12 protein-coding genes are annotated in these 19,053 nt (G+C 72.5%); 7 read left to right on the top strand and 5 right to left on the bottom strand.

From position 1 onward, the window contains the following. Positions 1-10 precede the first annotated feature (10 nt). From nuoL to FGW31_RS14130, 5 genes are all read left to right on the top strand, one after another. Complete coding sequence (nuoL, locus tag FGW31_RS14150; protein WP_142193767.1) at positions 11-1,975, top strand: NADH-quinone oxidoreductase subunit L; 1,965 nt, start codon at positions 11-13, stop codon at positions 1,973-1,975. Positions 1,976-1,980: 5 nt separating this feature from the next. After that, positions 1,981-3,552, top strand: a complete 1,572-nt coding sequence (locus FGW31_RS14145) for an NADH-quinone oxidoreductase subunit M (protein ID WP_142193766.1) — start codon at positions 1,981-1,983, stop codon at positions 3,550-3,552. Then, the gene (gene nuoN, locus FGW31_RS14140) at positions 3,549-5,210 is read left to right on the top strand and encodes an NADH-quinone oxidoreductase subunit NuoN (protein ID WP_142193765.1); all 1,662 of its coding nucleotides are present in this window, start codon (positions 3,549-3,551) and stop codon (positions 5,208-5,210) included. The genes FGW31_RS14145 and nuoN overlap by 4 nt, the downstream gene beginning before the upstream one ends. Positions 5,211-5,367: 157 nt before the next feature. After that, entirely contained in the window at positions 5,368-7,398 is a 2,031-nt protein-coding gene (gene recQ, locus FGW31_RS14135) for a DNA helicase RecQ (RefSeq protein ID WP_142193924.1), read from the top strand. Between the two features lie 542 nt (positions 7,399-7,940). Then, positions 7,941-8,570: a hypothetical protein gene (locus FGW31_RS14130; protein WP_142193764.1), complete on the top strand. Its 630-nt coding sequence runs from the start codon at positions 7,941-7,943 to the stop codon at positions 8,568-8,570. A gap of 69 nt (positions 8,571-8,639) precedes the next feature. On the opposite strand, the gene FGW31_RS14125 is transcribed toward FGW31_RS14130, so the two are convergent. From FGW31_RS14125 to fahA, 3 genes are all read right to left on the bottom strand, one after another. Next, positions 8,640-10,430 (bottom strand): acyl-CoA dehydrogenase family protein, encoded by a 1,791-nt coding sequence (locus tag FGW31_RS14125; protein ID WP_142193763.1) that lies wholly within the window; start codon positions 10,428-10,430, stop codon positions 8,640-8,642. A 98-nt stretch (positions 10,431-10,528) separates the two neighbouring features. Continuing rightward, positions 10,529-11,467 carry a M56 family metallopeptidase gene (locus tag FGW31_RS14120; RefSeq protein ID WP_142193762.1) on the bottom strand — a complete coding sequence of 313 codons (939 nt, stop codon included), beginning with the start codon at positions 11,465-11,467 and terminating at the stop codon, positions 10,529-10,531. A gap of 164 nt (positions 11,468-11,631) precedes the next feature. Further along, positions 11,632-12,846, bottom strand: a complete 1,215-nt coding sequence (gene fahA / locus FGW31_RS14115) for a fumarylacetoacetase (protein WP_142193761.1) — start codon at positions 12,844-12,846, stop codon at positions 11,632-11,634. 305 nt (positions 12,847-13,151) lie between these two features. Here fahA and FGW31_RS14110 point away from each other — a divergent pair, with 305 nt between their 5' ends. After that, positions 13,152-14,411 carry a DegT/DnrJ/EryC1/StrS family aminotransferase gene (locus FGW31_RS14110; protein ID WP_142193760.1) on the top strand — a complete coding sequence of 420 codons (1,260 nt, stop codon included), beginning with the start codon at positions 13,152-13,154 and terminating at the stop codon, positions 14,409-14,411. Next, complete coding sequence (locus FGW31_RS14105; RefSeq protein WP_142193759.1) at positions 14,404-16,917, top strand: lipopolysaccharide biosynthesis protein; 2,514 nt, start codon at positions 14,404-14,406, stop codon at positions 16,915-16,917. Before FGW31_RS14110 ends, FGW31_RS14105 begins: the two co-directional genes overlap by 8 nt. A 415-nt stretch (positions 16,918-17,332) precedes the next feature. Here FGW31_RS14105 and FGW31_RS14100 read toward each other — a convergent pair whose 3' ends face one another. Together FGW31_RS14100 and FGW31_RS14095 are read right to left on the bottom strand one after the other, a co-directional pair. Next, positions 17,333-18,469, bottom strand: coding sequence for a glycoside hydrolase family 26 protein (locus FGW31_RS14100; protein WP_142193758.1), 1,137 nt, complete (start codon positions 18,467-18,469; stop codon positions 17,333-17,335). Next, positions 18,466-18,951 carry a hypothetical protein gene (locus FGW31_RS14095; RefSeq protein ID WP_233288642.1) on the bottom strand — a complete coding sequence of 162 codons (486 nt, stop codon included), beginning with the start codon at positions 18,949-18,951 and terminating at the stop codon, positions 18,466-18,468. Before FGW31_RS14095 ends, FGW31_RS14100 begins: the two co-directional genes overlap by 4 nt. Positions 18,952-19,053: the final 102 nt, after the last annotated feature.

The following is a 19,053-nucleotide window of genomic DNA, read 5'->3' as shown; positions in this document are numbered from 1 at the left end:
CTGCTGAATCGTGGAGAACCTGATTGCGCTGCTGGTGGCGGCGCCCCTGCTCGGAGCGGCGGTCCTGCTGTGCGGCGGACGCCGGCTGGACGCCGTCGGCCACTGGATCGGCACGGTGCTCGCCGCCGTCTCCTTCGCGCTCGGCCTGGTGCTGTTCACCGACCTGCTGGGCAAGGGCGCCGACGAACGCACCGTCACACAGCACCTGTTCAGCTGGATCCCGGTGGAGGGCTTCCAGGCCGACGTCGCCTTCCGGCTCGACCAGCTGTCGATGACGTTCGTCCTGCTGATCACCGGCGTCGGCTCGCTGATCCACCTGTACTCCGTCGGGTACATGGAGCACGACGAGCGGCGCCGCCGCTTCTTCGGCTATCTGAACCTGTTCCTCGCGGCGATGCTGATCCTCGTCCTCGCCGACAACTACCTGCTGCTGTACGTCGGCTGGGAGGGCGTCGGTCTCGCCTCCTACCTGCTGATCGGCTTCTGGCAGCACAAGCCCAGCGCGGCCACGGCCGCCAAGAAGGCCTTCCTGGTCAACCGGGTCGGCGACATGGGCCTGTCCATCGCGATCATGCTGATGTTCCTGTGGTTCGGCACCTTCGCCTTCGAGCCGGTGCTCGGCACGCACGGGGAGGCCGGACTCGCCGGCGCCGCCGGTGAGGACAAGCTCACCGCGATCGCGCTGATGCTGCTGCTCGCCGCGTGCGGCAAGTCCGCCCAGGTGCCGCTGCAGTCCTGGCTCGGCGACGCGATGGAGGGCCCGACCCCGGTCTCCGCGCTGATCCACGCCGCGACCATGGTGACGGCGGGCGTCTATCTGATCGTCCGCTCCGGAGCCATCTTCAACGGCGCGCCGGACGCACAGCTCGTCGTCACCATCGTCGGCGCGGTCACGCTGCTGTTCGGTGCGATCGTCGGTTGCGCGAAGGACGACATCAAGAAGGCGCTGGCCGGCTCGACCATGTCGCAGATCGGCTACATGGTGCTGGCCGCGGGCCTCGGCCCGATCGGCTACGTCTTCGCGATCATGCACCTGGTGACGCACGGCTTCTTCAAGGCCGGGCTGTTCCTCGGCGCCGGTTCCGTCATGCACGGCATGAACGACGAGGTCGACATGCGCCGCTACGGCGGCCTCAGGAAGTACATGCCGGTCACCTTCGTCACCTTCGGCCTCGGCTACCTCGCGATCATCGGCTTCCCGGGCCTGTCCGGCTTCTTCTCCAAGGACAAGATCATCGAGGCGGCGTTCGCCAAGGGCGGCACCGAGGGCTGGATCCTCGGCGCCTGCGCCCTGCTGGGCGCGGCCATCACCGCGTACTACATGACGCGCGTGATGCTGATGACGTTCTTCGGCGAGGAGCGCTGGCGCCACGCGCCGACGCCGTCGCCGGCCCCTCCCGGCGTGGAGCCCGCAGCCAAGACAGGTGGCGAGTACGAGCCGCCCCATCCGCACGAGTCGCCGAAGGTCATGACGGTCCCGATGATCGTGCTGGCCGTCGGATCGGTCGCGGGCGGCGCGTTCTTCAGCATCGGGGACCGCTTCCTGCACTGGCTGGAGCCCGTCACCGGACACGACCACGGGCACGCCCCGATCAGCGCCCTGACGGTGACCGCCGCCACGGTCGCCGTGATGGTCATCGGCGTGGCGGTCGCCTGGGCCCAGTACGGGCGCCGGCCGGTCCCGGCCGTCGCCCCGCGCGGATCGCTGCTCACCCGGGCCGCCCGGCGCGACCTGCTCCAGGACGACTTCAACCACGTGGTCCTGGTGCGCGGCGGCGAACACCTCACGCGCTCGCTGGTGTACGTCGACCACACGCTGGTCGACGGGGTCGTCAACGGCACGGCGGCCTCCATGGGCGGCCTGTCCGGGCGGATGCGCAGGCTGCAGAACGGCTTCGCGCGGTCCTACGCGGTCTCGATGTTCGGCGGCGCGGCCGTCCTCGTCGCCGCGACCCTGCTGATGAGGGCGGTCTGATACCGATGTCCTTTCCTCTGCTGACAGCGACGGCGGCGCTCCCGGCCATCGGGGCGATCGCCACGGCCGCCGTACCGGCCGCGAAGCGCACGGCCGCCAAGTGGCTGGCCCTGCTGTTCTCGCTCGCCACGCTCGTCCTGGCGATCGTCGTCCTGGTGCGGTTCGACCCGGACGGCGACCGCTACCAGCTCACCGAGTCCCACGCCTGGATCGCGGACTTCGGCGTCCGCTACGAACTGGGCGTGGACGGCATCGCGGTGGCGCTGATCGCGCTGACCGCGCTGCTGATCCCGTTCATCGTCCTCGCGGGCTGGCACGACGCCGACCCGCTGGAAACCGGTAGCAGGCGGTGGCGGCCGACGCAGGGCTTCTTCGCCCTGATCCTGGCCGTCGAGGCGATGGTGATCCTCTCCTTCGAGGCCACCGACGTCTTCCTCTTCTACATCTTCTTCGAAGCCATGCTGATTCCGATGTACTTCCTCATCGGCGGCTTCGGGGACCGTGCCCACGAGCACGGCGAGCAGGCGGCGGCGACACAACGCTCGTACGCGGCCGTGAAGTTCCTGCTCTACAACCTGGCCGGCGGTCTGATCATGCTGGCCGCGGTGATCGGCCTGTACGTGGTCGCCGGGAACTTCTCGCTCACCGAGATCGCCGAGGCGCGGGCCAACGGCTCGCTCGACATGGCGACGAGCACCGAACGCTGGCTGTTCCTCGGCTTCTTCTTCGCCTTCGCGGTGAAGGCGCCGCTGTGGCCGCTGCACACCTGGCTGCCCAACGCCATGCAGGAGTCCACCGCGCCGGTCGCCGTACTGATCACGGCGGTCGTCGACAAGGTCGGCACCTTCGCGATGCTCCGCTTCTGCCTCCAGCTCTTCCCGGAGGCCAGCAAGTGGGCGACGCCGGTGATCCTCGTCCTGGCGCTCATCAGCATCATCTACGGCGCGCTGCTCGCGGTCGGCCAGCGCGACATCAAGCGGCTGATCGCCTACGCGTCGATCTCCCACTTCGGCTTCATCATCATGGGCATCTTCGCGATGACCAGCCAGGGCCAGTCCGGCGCGACGCTCTACATGGTCAACCACGGCATCTCGACCGCCGCGCTGATGCTGGTGGCCGGCTTCCTGATCTCGCGGCGCGGCTCGCGGCTCATCGCCGACTACGGCGGTGTGCAGAAGGTCGCCCCGGTACTCGCCGGCACGTTCCTCATCGGCGGCCTGGCCACCCTCTCGCTGCCCGGGCTCGCGCCCTTCGTCAGTGAGTTCCTGGTCCTGGTCGGCACGTTCACGCGCTATCCGGTGATCGGCATCATCGCCACCTTCGGCATCGTCCTCGCCGCGCTCTACACCCTCGTCCTCTACCAGCGGACGATGACGGGCCCGGTGAAGCCCGAGGTCGCCGAGATGCCCGACCTGCGGGTGCGGGAGATCGCGGTGGTGGCGCCGCTGGTCGTGCTGCTGATCTTCCTGGGCGTCTACCCGAAGCCCGTCACGGACGTCGTGAACCCGGCGGTGGAGCAGACCATGTCCGACGTACAGAAGAAGGACCCCCAGCCCGAGGTGGAGGCGGCCAAGTGAGTGCGACAGCAGCCGTCCACAGCCTGTGGACAACGGCGGCCACCGCGGCCGACCCGATCTCGAAGATCGACGCGCCGAAGATCGAGTACGGGCAGCTCGCGCCCACCCTGATCGTCGTCGGCGCGGCGGTCCTCGGGGTGCTGGTCGAGGCGTTCGTACCGCGCAGGACCCGCTACTACGCGCAGATGTTCGTCGCCGTGGTGGCGCTCGCCGCCGCCTTCGCCGCGGTCGTGGCGCTCGCCGCCGACGGCTACGGCACCACCAAGGCGGGCATCGCGGCGATGGGCGCCATCGCCGTCGACGGTCCCGCCCTGTTCCTCCAGGGCACCATCCTGCTGACCGCCCTGGTCGGCCTGTTCACCTTCGCCGAGCGCCGGCTCGACCCGGAGGCACACGGCAACCGCGTCGACTCCTTCGCCGCGCAGGCCGCCTCCGTGCCGGGCAGCGACAGCGAGAAGAAGGCGGTCAAGGCCGGGTTCACCACCACCGAGGTGTTCCCGCTGCTGCTCTTCGCGGTGGCCGGCATGCTGATCTTCCCGGCCGCCAACGACCTGCTGACGCTGTTCGTCGCGCTGGAGGTCTTCTCGCTGCCGCTGTACCTGCTGTGCGCGCTGGCCCGCCGCAAGCGGCTGATGTCGCAGGAGGCAGCGGTCAAGTACTTCCTGCTCGGCGCGTTCGCCTCCGCGTTCACGCTGTTCGGCATCGCCCTGCTGTACGGCTACTCCGGCTCGATGTCGTACGCGACGATCGCGCAGGTCGTCGACGGCACGGTGCCGGACGTCACCCCGGCGCTCGCCGACACCATGGGCAACGACGCGCTGCTGCTGGTCGGCGCCGCGCTGCTGGTCATGGGCCTGCTGTTCAAGGTCGGCGCCGTGCCCTTCCACATGTGGACGCCCGACGTGTACCAGGGCGCGCCCACGCCGGTCACCGGCTTCATGGCGGCGGCGACCAAGGTCGCGGCGTTCGGCGCGCTGCTGCGGGTGCTGTACGTGGTGCTGCCGGGCCTGCGCTGGGACTGGCGGCCGGTGATGTGGGCCGTCGCGATCGTCACCATGCTGGCCGGCGCGGTCGTCGCGATCACGCAGACCGACATCAAGCGGCTGCTGGCCTACTCGTCGATCGCGCACGCGGGCTTCATCCTCGCGGGTGTCATCGCGGCCACGCCGAGCGGTGTGTCGTCCGTCCTGTTCTACCTGGCGGCGTACTCGTTCGTGACGATCGGCGCCTTCGCGGTGGTCACCCTGGTCAGGGACGCGGGCGGCGAGGCGACGCACCTGTCCAAGTGGGCGGGCCTCGGTCGGCGGTCCCCGCTGGTGGCGGCGGTGTTCGCGGTGTTCCTGCTGGCGTTCGCCGGCATCCCGCTGACCTCCGGCTTCGCCGGGAAGTTCGCCGTGTTCAAGGCGGCGGCGGAGGGCGGGGCGGCACCGCTGGTCGTGGTCGGTGTGGTCTCGTCGGCCATCGCGGCGTTCTTCTACATCCGCGTCATCGTCCTGATGTTCTTCAGCGAGCCGCGCCCCGAGGGCCCGACCGTCGCGGTGCCGTCACCGCTGACGATGACGGCGATCGGGGTCGGCGTGGCGGTCACGGTGGTGCTCGGTGTGGCACCGCAGTACTTCCTGCAGCTGGCGGGCGACGCGGGAGTGTTCGTGCGCTGACCCCGCCCCGTCGGACGACCGGACGGCCCGGCACCCCCGTGACAGGGGTGCCGGGCCGCCGCCTTTCGGCCGGACCCTGTGGACAACTCCGGCACTGTCGGTGCGGGCGCCTATCGTGGACGCAGTGGTCGAGGGACGACGCACGGGGGACGGGACGATGCAGGGGACGGGCGGTACCGCCGGGATGACAGTGACGGATAGGGAGGCGCTGGCCACCCTGCACCGGGTGTTCGGCTACGAGGCCTTCCGGGGCGAGCAGGAAGCGGTCGTCGAGCACGTGGTCGCCGGCGGCGACGCGGTCGTGCTCATGCCGACCGGCGGCGGAAAGTCGCTGTGCTACCAGATCCCGGCCCTGGTCAGACCGGGTACGGGAGTCGTCGTCTCGCCGCTCATCGCCCTCATGCAGGACCAGGTGGACGCGCTGCGGGCGCTGGGCGTGCGCGCCGGGTTCATCAACTCCACGCAGGACTTCGACGAGCGGCGGGTCGTCGAGGCCGAGTTCCTCGCCGGCGAGCTGGACCTGCTGTACCTCGCTCCGGAGCGGCTGCGGCTGGACAGCAGCCTGGACCTGCTGTCGCGGGGCAAGATCTCCGTCTTCGCCATCGACGAGGCGCACTGCGTGTCCCAGTGGGGACACGACTTCCGGCCGGACTACCTGACCCTGTCCGTGCTCGGCGAGCGCTGGCCCGACGTCCCCCGCATCGCGCTCACCGCGACGGCCACGCACGCCACGCACCGGGAGATCACCGAGCGGCTGAACATGCCGACGGCCCGGCACTTCGTGGCGAGCTTCGACCGGCCGAACATCCAGTACCGGATCGTCCCGAAGGCCGACCCGAAGAAGCAGCTGCTGACCTTCCTGCGCGAGGAGCACGCCGGGGACGCGGGCATCGTCTACTGCCTCTCGCGCAACTCCGTCGAGAAGACCGCCGAGTTCCTCTCGCGCAACGGCGTGGAGGCGGTGCCGTACCACGCGGGCCTCGACGCGGGGACGCGCGCGGCGCACCAGTCCCGGTTCCTGCGGGAGGACGGCCTGGTCGTGGTGGCGACCATCGCCTTCGGCATGGGCATCGACAAGCCGGACGTCCGCTTCGTCGCCCACCTCGACCTGCCCAAGTCCGTCGAGGGCTACTACCAGGAGACGGGCCGCGCGGGGCGGGACGGGCTGCCGTCCACGGCCTGGATGACGTACGGGCTCAACGACGTCGTGCAGCAGCGCAAGCTGATCCAGTCGGGGGAGGGCGACGAGGCGTTCCGGCGGCGCGCCAACCAGCACCTGGACGCGATGCTCGCGCTGTGCGAGACGGTCCGGTGCCGCCGCGGCCAGCTCCTCGCCTACTTCGGCCAGGAAGCGGGACAGGACGCCTGCGGCAACTGCGACACCTGCCTCAGCCCGCCGGAGACCTGGGACGGGACCGTCGCGGCGCAGAAGGTGCTGTCGACGGTGGTGCGGTTGCAGCGGGAGCGCGGGCAGAAGTTCGGCGCGGGGCAGATCGTGGACATCCTGCTGGGCCGGCGCACCGCCAAGGTCATCCAGTTCGACCACGACCAGCTCTCCGTGTTCGGCATCGGCGAGGAGCTGTCCGAGGCCGAATGGCGGGGCGTGGTCCGCCAGTTGCTCGCGCAGGGCCTGCTCGCCGTGGAGGGGGAGTACGGCACGCTGGTGCTCACCGACGCCAGTGGCGCGGTGCTGCGGCGGGAGCGGGAGGTGCCGCTGCGCAAGGAGCCGAAGAAGCCGGAGCCGGTCCGGGGCACGAGCAGCCGAGGGGACCGCAGGGCCAAGGCCGCCGCGGCCGAGCTGCCCGCCGCGCTCCTGCCCGCCTTCGAGGCGCTGCGCGCCTGGCGTGCCGAGCAGGCGCGGGAACAGGGCGTCCCGGCGTACGTCATCTTCCACGACGCCACGCTCAGGGAGATCGCCACGGTGTGGCCCACGTCGGTGGCCGAGCTGGGCGGGATCAGCGGAGTCGGCGAGAAGAAGCTGGCCACGTACGGCGAGGGCGTGGTGGCGGTGCTCGCCGGACTGGACGGACCGTCGGCCACCGCTGCCGGCCACCCGGACACTGCTGCCGGCCACCCGGACACTGCTGCCGGCCACCCGGAAAGCGCTGCCGGTCATTCGGATGCCGCTGCCGGCCACCCCGGTGAGGACCACTGGCCCACGGAGGAGCCGGAGCCCGACTGGAGCTAGGCAGCGATCACGAGCGACGGTGACACGAACCGGACTTGATCAAGCCGAAGCGCCGGTGCGCGCGAGGGCCTCGTCCACGGCGTTCGTGGTGACCGGGCGGCCGTCCGGTGCCAGGACGCGTTCCGTGCCGCGCCGGCCGGTGCGGCACGTCCGCCGTGCGCTCACGGGCCCGCGCCGGTACGGCAGCGGCGGCCGTCGTCGCCGCCCGCACGGACGACACCCGCGCGCCGGAACGGCCCGGCGGGCGCCGCCGAGCCGGAACCGGAGGGGTCCCGTCGCCGGCCGGAAATGGATCTGGCACTCTGTCGCCACCCGCACGGCAGTCCGGTGCGTCGCCTCCGGACGGCTGCCGTGCGCGAGGTGTGCCTGCGGCGGATCACTGAGCCCCACCACGGTACGGACGACACCACCCACTCACCGCGCCCCCGCGCGAGGACGGAAGCCGGATCCCGCCGGCCCCGTCCCCGGAGCCGTCGTCCTCACCACCCTGTTCGAACCCGGCGCCCGACCACCTGCACCGTTGATGAGCAGAAGGATGCGCGATGCAGATCCTGGTACCCGACGACCCGGTGTTCCTCAGCAGGTTCACTGCGATCGAGCAGCCCTTGCTGCACCACCTGTACTACTTCTACCTGTACGACCTCGACAGGGCCCAGGCCAAGCTCATCCGCACCGCCTACGACAGCTGGGACCGCATCCGGCAGTGCCTGCCACCGCCCCTGCGGTGGCCGGAGACGACCGCGACGGCCCGCCCCGGGCAGCACACCACCGCGGGCTACGTCCTCCACGACCCCCACGGCGGTGAGCTGCCCAGCCTGTACACCATGCACCTGCCCCTCGGTCATCTGCGCACCCTGCGGGCCTGCTGCACGATGCTGTGCGAAGCGCAGCGCAGTACCGACGGCCCGTTGGCGGAGGCTCTCGACGAGCTGGCCGCCCAGGGGCCGGACCTCGTCGACGGCTTCCGGCGCGCACTGGAGGTGATGGAACTCAGCGCCCCCAGGCGCCTGTTGAGCGTCGTCCAGCGGGCCTCGCCCGCCGGACCGGTCACCGTCCTGACCCTCGATGAGGCCCAGCGGGCCGACTACCGCGACTTCTGCGGCCGCATCGTGCACGTCCTCAGCGCCGGCCAGGGGTTCGGTCACACCTGCCACCGTGCCCTGTACCACTGACCGGCCAGGAGGCGGCGGGCGGCACCGGGACGTGCACAACACCGTTCGGGAGGCGGGGTGTTCGGGTGCTCAGGCGCTCGCGGCGTGCAGCACGGGGTGGCTGTGCAGCAGTTCCTCCGGCACGTCGAACCCTTCGACCAGCGTCAGCGCGTGGGGCTCCAGCGCCGTGACTACGTTGTCAACGGCCTCGGGCAGCTGCTGGACCTGGTCCGCGGTGATCCGCCCCTGGGCCAGCAGGTCACCGCTGTGCGCGGCGACCCGGCGCAGCGCGAACAGCCGGTGCAGATCGGTGAGGAGGTGCCGGGCCTGCGCGGCGACCGCCCGGTCGGCCGCGTCGGACAGCGCCTGGCCGGCCAGGCGGTGGGCGTGTGCGTCGACGAGTTCGAGCGCGGGGGTGACGGTCGCGTTCCACCGCGCCAGGGGTGAGGGGGCCCGCCCGGTGCGGAGCCGGGTGCGGGCCCGCTCGTGCCAGATCCGCTCGATGTCCGCGAGCAGGTCCTGGAGGTGCTGCGGGTCGGTCAGCGGGCGCTGCTCGGGCGGGATCTCGCTGGGCGGCTTGAGCGCGAGGCCGCCGAGCAGCATCTCGCCCGCTGCCTTGACCCAGATCACCTTGTTGTCGCCCTCGGCGGTGATGGTGCCTTCGTTGGCGGCGAGCTGGCCGGCGATCCCGTTGGCCAGGATCAGGCCCTGGGCGCCGCAGCGTTCGCGGCACTCGGTCATGATGGCGCGGGCCTGCCAGGTGATCCACCCCTTGGCGACGGCGACGAGCCGCTCGCGGTCCTCCATGTCGTCGTCGGTGGCGTCGGCCCACTGCTGGGTGACGCCGCGCTGCAGGAGCGTGGCGGCGTAGGCGGTGGCGGTGGCCTCCAGCAGCGGCGCGTGGTGGCTGCGGTGCGCGAACAGCGGCACCTTCTGCCCGCCGGTCATGCCGGAGGTGTGGCGGTTGTGGGCGTGCCGGACGGCGACGGTCAGCGCGTGGCGGGTGGTGCCGAGGCTGTAGGCGCTCATGCAGAGCTTGCCCATGGTGACGCGGCTGATGGAGCGCAGGAACCGCTTGCGGGGGCTGCCGAGGCTGCTGGTGAAGTGCCCGTCACGGGTGAGGCGTCCGTGGTCGCCCTGGAGCAGCGCGGTGTAGGGCAGCGGGACCTGGTGGAAGCTGGTGGCGCAGTGGTCGACGGGGCTGCTGGCGGTCCGGGCCAGCCGGCGTATCTCTCTGCCGGGCAGCGGCGTGCCGTCGGCGTCGTGCAAGGGCGTGAGGAACAGGAACACGCCCAGGTCGCGGTCGTCGACGAGGAGGCGGGCGGCGACCACGGCGTCCTTGGGCCCGCCGACGGGACTGGTGTTGGGCATCCACTTACAGGCCTCGGGGCGGGGGGTGTGGAGGACGAAACCTCCGGTGGCCCGGTCGAAGGTGCAGGTGGTCTCCATCTGGGCGGCGTCGTTGCCGTGGGCGAGTTCGGTGCACAGGAAGGTGCCGACGCGGGACATCCGCGCGTACGCGGCCAGATCCCGATCCTCGTGGTCGTGATCGAGGAGGCTGCCGAGGAATAAGTTGTAGTGGATGCTGGCGCAGGTCGCCATGCCGGCGTCGACGACGCCGGCCCACTCGTGCATCGCGCTCAGCGCGGCGGGTTCGCAGGCGAAGGCCAGCGGGTCGTCGACGGCGCGATTGATCAGACGCAGACGCTCGTAGGACAGCCGGATGCGTTCCTCGTGGGCGAGTCCCTCCTGGTAGGCGAAGGGTTCGGAGCCGAACAACCGCTTCCAGGGGTGGTGGAGTTCAGCGGCGCCGCCACCGAACAGCGCGGTGGCGAGTTCGTCCGGCACGGCGTGTGGGGGAGAGAGCTGAGTGTCGTTCACAGACGCACAAGCTACCTTTGATGATCATCACTGGACAGCATGATCAAAGCCACGTTGGGGCGGGCCCGCGCGGCCGTCCGGCCGGTGCCGCGCGGCGGTCACGGCAACGCCGTCAGTCCCGGCGCGAACGTGATCAGCAGCGGCAGCAGCGGGACGAGTGCCGCGGCCGTCGTCGTCAGGGCGCGGTGGTGGAAGCCGAGGCGCGGCGGCGGCTCCAGGAGGCGGTCGACGCGTTCGCCGAGCAGCCGATGGCTGGACGCGCAGGACAGCACGCCCCGGTGCTGGTTGAGCTCGATCAGCGCCAGGGCCGTCGTCAGGTGGCCGCAGCGACGGGAGGCGGTGTCGTCGGCGGACAGCTCGACCAGGCGGTGGGTCTGGTCGCAGAAGTGGGCGAACAGCGGGATCCGCGGAAAACCGGTGGCCAGGGCCGTGGAGAGGTGGAGCAGCCAGTCGTGGCGGGCGCGGGCGTGACCGCGCTCGTGCGTCAGGACGGCGTCCAGCTGGTGGTCGGTGAGGCGCTGCAGCGCGCCGGTGGTGACGATCAGCTGGGGCGGGCTGCCCGGCATCCACCAGGCGTCGGGGTACTCGTCCTCCAGCACCAGCAGGGGGCCGCGGCCCGAGGGGAGCCCGGCGGGCAGCTCGGGGGCGCGCTCCCGCAGGTGCGCCCGGGCCTGGGCGCGCCGGCGGCGGGCCTCGACCAGCTCCCGCCCGAGCATCGCCGTCGTCCAGGCCGCCCCGCAGGCCAGCAGCACGGTCAGGGCGGTCGCCCAGGCGGGCGCGGCGGACAGGTCGTACGCGGCGGTGACCGCGGGCGGTGCCGGGGCGAACAACTGGGCGCGGACGGTGCCGAAGACGGCGGCGGCCCCCAGGGCGAGCGCCGTCAGACAGCACAGCAGGACGGTGGCCACCAGGCACTGCCACACCCACAGCCCCACGACGGGCTCACGCTCGGGCCACTTCGCGCGGGTCAGCGCACGGGGGACGGGCACGGCGGCCGTCACGGCGACGACGCTCAGCAGGAGCAGGCAGACGGTCATGCCACGGGCTCCGGATCTTCTCGGAAGAGGTCAGGCTCGGGGTCGTGCTGGGGCGTGCGTGAGGTGCTGGGGGCGCGCGGCGCGAACGCACGCACCGCCCGACGCCAAGTATGACGGCGAAGGGCGGTGCGAGTCAGCGGTCGGCCGGGACCGGGCTGAAGCGGTCAGGGCGCGGGGACCACCCGTCCCGTGACCTCGCCGAGTCCGACGCGCACCCCGTCCGGGCCCGGAGCCCAGGCGGACAGCGTCACCACGTCGCCGTCCTCCAGGAACGTCCGCTTGCCGTCCGGGAGTTCCAGCGGGTCGCGGCCGTTCCAGGTCAGTTCGAGCAGCGAGCCGCGCTCCCGCTCCGTGGGGCCGCTCACCGTGCCGGAGCCGTACAGGTCGCCGGTGCGCAGCGAGGCACCGTTGACGGTCATGTGGGCGAGTTGCTGGGCGGCCGTCCAGTACATGGTGGAGAAGGGCGGCTCGGAGACGACGTGGCCGTTGACGGCGACGCTGATCCGCAGGTCGTAGCCGCCGGGCTCCTCACCCGTGTCGTCCAGGTACGGCAGCAGTTCGTGGGTGCGCTCCGGCGGTGCCACGCGCGCCTCGTCCAGGGCGTCCAGCGGCGTGATCCACGCCGACACCGAGGTGGCGAAGGACTTGCCGAGGAACGGGCCGAGGGGCACGTACTCCCAGGCCTGGACGTCGCGCGCGGACCAGTCGTTGAGGAGGCAGAGACCGAACACGTGGTCGCGGAAGCTGCCCAGCGGCACCGGCCGGCCCAGCTCGGACGGCACACCGACCACGAAGCCGACCTCCGCCTCGATGTCCAGCCGCACCGACGGCCCGAACACCGGCGCCGGGTCCGCGGGCGCCTTGCGCTGGCCCGAGGGGCGCACCACGTCGGTGCCGGACACCACGACCGTGCCGGAGCGGCCGTGGTAACCGATCGGCAGGTGCTTCCAGTTGGGCGTCAGGGAGTCGGGCGCGTCGGGGCGGAACATCCGGCCGACGTTGCGGGCGTGGTTCTCCGAGGCGTAGAAGTCGACGTAGTCCGCCACCGCGAAAGGCAGGTGCAGGGTCACCTCGGACAGCGGGTGGAACAGCGGCTCGACGGTCTCCCGGTGCGCCGGGACCGTCACCCACGCCGTGAGCGCGCGCCGCACGTCCGACCACGCCGTACGGCCCGCGGCCAGCAGCGCGTCGAGGCTCGGGCGGGCGAGCAGGGAGGCGTACGGGGAGCCCAGGGCGTGCGCCGCCGCACCGGCGTCGAGGACGTGGTCGCCGAGCCGGACGCCCACGGTCCGCTCCGACGAGCCGGGGGGCGAGAACACGCCGTACGGCAGGTTGTGCGGGCCGAAGGGATCGCCCTCGGGGACATCGAAGGGGGGCATCGGGTGCTGCCTCGCTTTCGGGTGCGCAGGTGCTCGCGGGTGTTCCACGTGTTCGTGGCCGTGCCACACGTTACGGGTGACATGGCCGTCTTGTGCAGAGCCGGACCGGCGGCGCGGTGGCGGCAGGTGGCCCGTGGGCGGCGCACACCCGGGCGCGCGGGCGACATGCGCCACTTCCCCTTGCGTACCGGAAGTTATCCACAGGACGCCGTGCAATCTTGACGGAGCGGTGCGAACAGGGCGACTCTGGGCGGGTGCCGGAAGGCCTCGGGGAGGTGGCGTTCCGATGGCACACAGGGGGGCGGATGGTCATGGGGGAGGCCGGTTCGGGTTCGGCACGCCGCGGGTCACAGCCGAACGGGCTGGAGGAGACCATGCGCGGCCGGCTCGGCCGGGAATGCGTGTACGTACCGTCGTGCAGGCTGGGGCTGTTCGTGGCGCTGCGCCACTGGTGCCCGCCGGGCGGCAGAGTCCTGATGTCGCCGGTCAACGACGACGTCATCTTCTTCGTGGTGCTGGCGGCCGGCCTGCGCCCGGTGCAGGCGCCGCTGAACCCGCTCGACGCGTCCATCGACGTCGCCGCCGTGCCCGAGGAGACCTGGGGCACGCTCTCCGCCGTACTGACCACCAACCTGTACGGCAACCCCGACCCGGCGCCCGAACTGCGGGCCCGCTGCGACGCGTTGGGCATCCCGCTGTTCGAGGACGCGGCGCACGCCATCGGCAGCGAGGTCGGCGGGCGGCCGGTCGGAGCCTGGGGCGACGCATCGGTTTTCAGCCTTTCCAAGCACGTCGGCGCCCAGACGGGAGGCATTCTGTCCGTCGCCGACCCGGAGCTGCGCGAGACGCTGCGCGACACCCGCGACGCCCTGCTCACCCCGAGCCGCACGGCATCCGAACTCGCCCACGCGGTACGCCCGTACGCCGAGGCGGCCGTGCGGCGGCTGGGCCTCAGACGGGCCGCCTGGGCCACGCTGGGACTGCTGGGGCTGGCGGAGCGCGACGGGATCAGGATGCCGCTGAGACCCGAGGCGCTGGCCGGAGCCGTGCGCGCGGCACCGGACCTGACCGCGCACGACCCCTGGGTCCGCGTCGACATGCACACCTACCGCCAGACCTCGGGACCGCTGCGGCTGCGCCGCGTCCGCCGCTGCCTCGGACGGCTGGACGAGGTGCTGGAGGCGTCCCGGGAAGGCACCGAACTGCTGTGGTCCACCCGGTGGGCACGGCCGCCGGAGCACGGCCGGGCACAGCCGCTGTTCCGGGTGCCGCTGCTGGTGGCCGACCGGGACGCGGCGATCGCGGCCCTGGCCCGGCGCGGCATCGTCGTCGGCTACCTCTACGACCCGCCGCTGGACGACTACGCGGGCGAGGAGTTCACCGACCCGTCGCCCGCACCCGAGGCGGCCCGCTGGTTCGCGCGGCACGCGCTGCCGGTCGACCCGCTGCGGGCGCGGGAGGCCGTGGAGGTGCTGGAGCGCTCCGGCGCACGGCCCGCCGACCTGCCGCGGGGCCTCGCCCGGCCCGGCGCGACGGCGAACGGACCGGGGCCGTCCCGTGACTGACATCCAGGTGCAGGAGCCCGCCCGGGCACGCGCCGCCGACGGGCCCCGCCCCGAGAAGAACACCCCGGGCCACGACTCGCTGTTCAAGAACGCCTACTTCCTGATGCTCAGCACGGGTGTCTCCGCCGTCCTGGGCCTGGGCTTCTGGCTGGTGGCCGCCCGCTACTACTCCGAGGACGCCGTCGGCCAGGGCTCCGCCGCGATCGCCGCGATGCGCCTCCTCGCCAGCATCACCGCCACCACCATGATCGGCGCCGTGGTCCGCTTCGTGCCGCGCGCCGGCCGCGAGACGGCGCGCCTGGTGTGGGGCGTGTACGGGGCGAGTTCGCTGGTCGTCGCCCTGGCCGCGGGCGTCTTCCTGCTCACCCTCGACCAGTGGGGCGCCTCCTACGAACCGCTCGGCACACCGCTGGCCGGGGCGCTGTTCGTCGCGGCGTGCGTGGCCTGGGCGCTGCTGACGCTCCAGGACGGGGTGCTCACCGGACTGCGCAAGGCCGAGTGGGTGCCGGCCGGCAACGCGGTGTTCTCCCTCGGCAAGCTGGCCCTGCTGGCCGTATTCGCGAGCGCGCTGCCGGTGCTGGGCATCTTCGTGTCCTGGGCCGTGGCCATCGCGTTCTCCACGCTCCCGCTCGGCTGGCTGATCTTCCGCCGGCTCATCCCGCGCCAGGCCGCCGCCGACCGCGACGTGGAACCGCCCGGCCTGCGCAGCATGGGCCGCTTCCTGGCGGGCGACTCGCTCGGCGCCCTGTTCAGCCTGGCGATGATCAACCTGCTGCCGGTGATGGTCGCCGTCCGCTTCTCCGCCGCGGAGAACGGCTACTTCTACGTCGCGTACACCGTCGGCGGCACGATGGAGTTCATGGCCATCAACATGGCCTCCTCGCTCACCGCCCACGCCTCGCACGACCCGCGGCAGCTCGCCGACGGGGTGCGGGGGGCGCTGCGCCGGATGACGCTGCTGCTGGTGCCGGTCGTCGCGGTGCTGGTCGTCTTCGCCCCGCAGATCCTCACGCCGTTCAGCGCGGACTACGCCGAGCACGGCTCGGCCGTACTGCGACTGCTGGCCCTCGGGGCGCTGCCCCGGGTGGTGGTGGAGCTGTACATCGGCGTGCTGCGCGTACAGGGGCGCACCGGTGTGCTCGCGGCACTCCAGGGGACGATGTGCGTGCTGGTGCTGGGCAGCGCGGCCGTCCTGTTCACGCCGGCGGGCATCGCGGGCGCCGGCTGGGCGGTGCTGATCAGCATGACGCTGGTCGCCGCCGTCTCGGTGTTCGGGCTGCGCTCGGCGCTGCGCGACCGCACCGGCGGACCCGTGGACCGTCCCTCCGCCGCCGCGTCCGACTACGGCACCCGCTGGGCCCGGTCGAACGGCACCGCGGGGTACGGCACGGGATGGGCACGCCGGGCGGCGTACGAGCGCCGGGACCGGGAAGGCGGGGACGGTCACGAGGACACGGAGGACGGGGACAGGGACGGTGACGGGGACACCGTCACGTTGTTCATCGGCCGTCCCGGCTACGAACCGGAGGCGCTCCACGCGGACACGGTGGCGTTCATCGTGCGTCCACAGGACCCGGACGGGCCGGACGAACGGGCGGTCCGGGAAGGGCTGGACCGGCGGGACGGGTCGGACGAACGGGCGGTCCGGGAAGGGCAGGGGGAGGACGACGGCAGGGAGGGGCCGCAGGGGGCACCCGTGGTCCCGGAGCCGGCCCCGAAGTCGGACCCGGCCCCGAAGTCGGACCCGGAGCCGGACCCGGAGCCGAGCCCGATCTCGAACCGGCACCCTGACCCGATCCCGGAGGCCCCGGCCCCGGCCCTGTCCCTGTCCCTGTCCCCGAGCCCGGCCCCGGACCGCGAACCGTACGGAGCGCGGGTCCTGTGGGCGCTGCTCGGCCTCGCGACCGTCGGCTTCTGGTTCTCGTTGCGCGGACGGTCCCGGGAGCCCGGTGCCGGCGACGGCGAGCCCGCGGGACGTCTGCTGCTCGACGGCCTGCCGCTGTCCGCACTGATCGCGGGCGGTGCGCTGCTCCTCATCTTCGTCGCCTCGGTGACGTTGTGCGCACGCCCGGTGCCCTGGCTCCCCGGTACGGCGCTGGCCTCCGCCCTGGTCGCCCTGCACGCCGCGCCGGCCGTCCTCGGGTGGCGGCCGGGAACGGTGGACGGGGCGCTGTACTCCGGCGCGGCCCGCCTCCTCACGGAGACCGTGGGACTGTCCGATCCGGGCCCTGTCCTGCGCTGGATCCCCGTGCTGTGCCACCTGCTGTGCCTCGTACCGCTGTGGCTGCTGCTCGCCCGCGCGGCCGGGCGTCTGACGCCGCCGGTCCGCTGGGGCGTGCTCTATCTCGTCGCGGTGGCCGGCTGGGTGTTCCGGCAGGCGCTCGCGCCGGTCGCGCCGCCGCTGTTGGTGGCGCTCCTGGGGGTGCTGCTGCTCAGCCGGGCGATACCGGCGCTGTGGCCCACGCCCGCACGCCACGGCGCACGCGACGACCCACCCGGCCACTGACCGCCCGGGCACCCGGCGTCCCGGCCCACTGGCGCGCCGGGCCACTGGCGTCCCGGCCCAGTGGCGTCCCGGGCCGCTGGGGCCGCTGTGGGCCGCGGGCCGCTGGCGTCCCGGCCCACTGGAGTCCCGGGCCGCTGGGGCCGCGGGCCGCTGGAGTCCCCGCCCACTGGAGTCCCCGCCCACTGGCGTCCCGGGCCGCTGGCGAACCGGTCACCGACCGCCCGCCCGGGTCTCTGCCTCCCGGTCACTGACCGCCCGGGCACCCGGCGTCCCAGGTCACTGGCGTCCCGCCACTGACCGCCCAGGTCACTGGCGTCCGGGTGACTGAGCGCCCCCGGTCACTGGGCGATCCGGGCGGTTCCCGCCGGGTCGAAGGGGTGCGGCCTGCGACCCGGCGAGAGCACCCTCACGCCCCCTACCGCGGCGGCACCGGCTGCTGGAAGTACCCGTCCTTGCCCGCCTCCCGGTAACCCTCCAGCCCCGGCCCGTCGTTGACGGTCAGATCGCACGCGGGGTCCTCGGAGGTCGGCCGGTTCCAGTGGACCAGGGCCTTCACCTCCGGGAGCTGCTCCACGACGTCGGGGATCTGCGCGTACCAGTCGCGCTGGCGCCGCGGATCGTCGGCGTCGGGCGCGGTGGCGAACTCGGCGAGCATCACCGGCTTGCTGTCGGAGACGTTCGCGCGCAGCCACTCGTAGCTGGGCTGCTGGCTGCGCAGGAAGTCCTTCCAGTCGGTGGTGTCGTGACAGCCGTAGTAGTTGTACTGGTCCATGGCGATCCAGTCGACGTACTCGTCGCCGGGGTAGAGGGCCTTCATCTCCTTCGCGCTGCCGAGGTAGCCGGAGACGGTCCACACCCACACGACGTTGTCGGCCCCCAGTTCCCGGAACCGGTCGTGCAGGTGCCGGTACGCCGCGACGAACTCCTCGGGCGTGCCGGCGCCTTCCTTGATGCGGGCGTCGGTCTCCTGGTCGAAGGAGAGGAAGACGCGTTTGCCGTAGGCCTTGATGCGTCGGATCTGCGGGTCGAGGATCTCCTCGTCGTGCTTCCCGGAGGCGATGTTCCGCCAGCCCAGCTGGGTCTCCGTCCAGTTCTCGTGGTGCGGCTCGGTCCAGATCGTGGACTCCCAGGCCAGCATGAGCAGCCGGTCCCTGCCGAGTTCCTGCTCGTCGGGGGTGAGCAGCTGCCCGTCGAGCTCGGTGCCCGACATGTCGTGGTAGTTGTAGACGAGATCGAGCTTGCGGCCGATCTTCTTCTCGAAGCCGAGCACGGCGTCCTTGAGCGAGCCGTTCGCCGCGTACGGCACATACGCGCCCCACCACGCGCCGCACGGCGGAACCAGGGTTCCGGTGGGCGCGCAGGGGCCGGTGGGCACCTCTCCGGAGGCCGCGTTCGCGGGCAGGCCCCGGCCGGAGGGCCCCGCGTCGCCGGAACGCCCGGCCCAGAAGCCGAGCCCGGCGAGCAGCGCGGCGACCGTCACCAGCAGCGCCGCCGTGCGGCCGCGCCGTCCGGCCCGTCCGCCCGGCTCGCTCCGCCGGCGCGGGCCCGTCATGCGTCACCGCCGTCGCCGGGCCCGCGTCGGGTGCGTTCCACCGCGCCGCGCCGGGCCGCGGGCAGCGGCAGTCCCGGCAGGGCCGCGACGACGGTGGTGAACACGGCGAGCGCGACGAGGAACGCGGTCGTCGAGAACCCCTCCACCAGGAACAGCGAGGTGGCGGTGAGGACACCGAGCGACAGACTGACCGGCGCGGCGAGCGCGACGGCCTCCAGTCGGGCGCCGGCGGCCAGCCCGCCCGGCTGCGGATACAGCGCCGCGCAGCCCGGACCGAACAGGGTGAAGAGCAGCACCGGGATCCAGCGCAGCGGTGACGGGCCGGGCAGGGCGGTCGCGGCGAGCGCGAGCCAGCCCGACGCAGCGACGAGGACTCTCAGGTACGTCCCGGTCGTCGGGACGCCTTTCGTGACGCGGACCGCACCGGCGGCGGCAGCGCCCTGTCGGCTGCGGCTGGAGCGCGCGGAGTCGGTGGTGTTCATCGGCGGACCTGACGGACCTGACGGACCTGACGGACCTGATGGACCGGACGGATCTGACGGACCTGACGGACCTGATGGATCTGACGGATCTGACGGACCGGA

This window comes from Streptomyces calvus, assembly GCF_006782915.1.
Classification (GTDB): domain Bacteria; phylum Actinomycetota; class Actinomycetes; order Streptomycetales; family Streptomycetaceae; genus Streptomyces; species Streptomyces calvus.
This window is presented reverse-complemented; position numbering and strand designations above follow the sequence as displayed.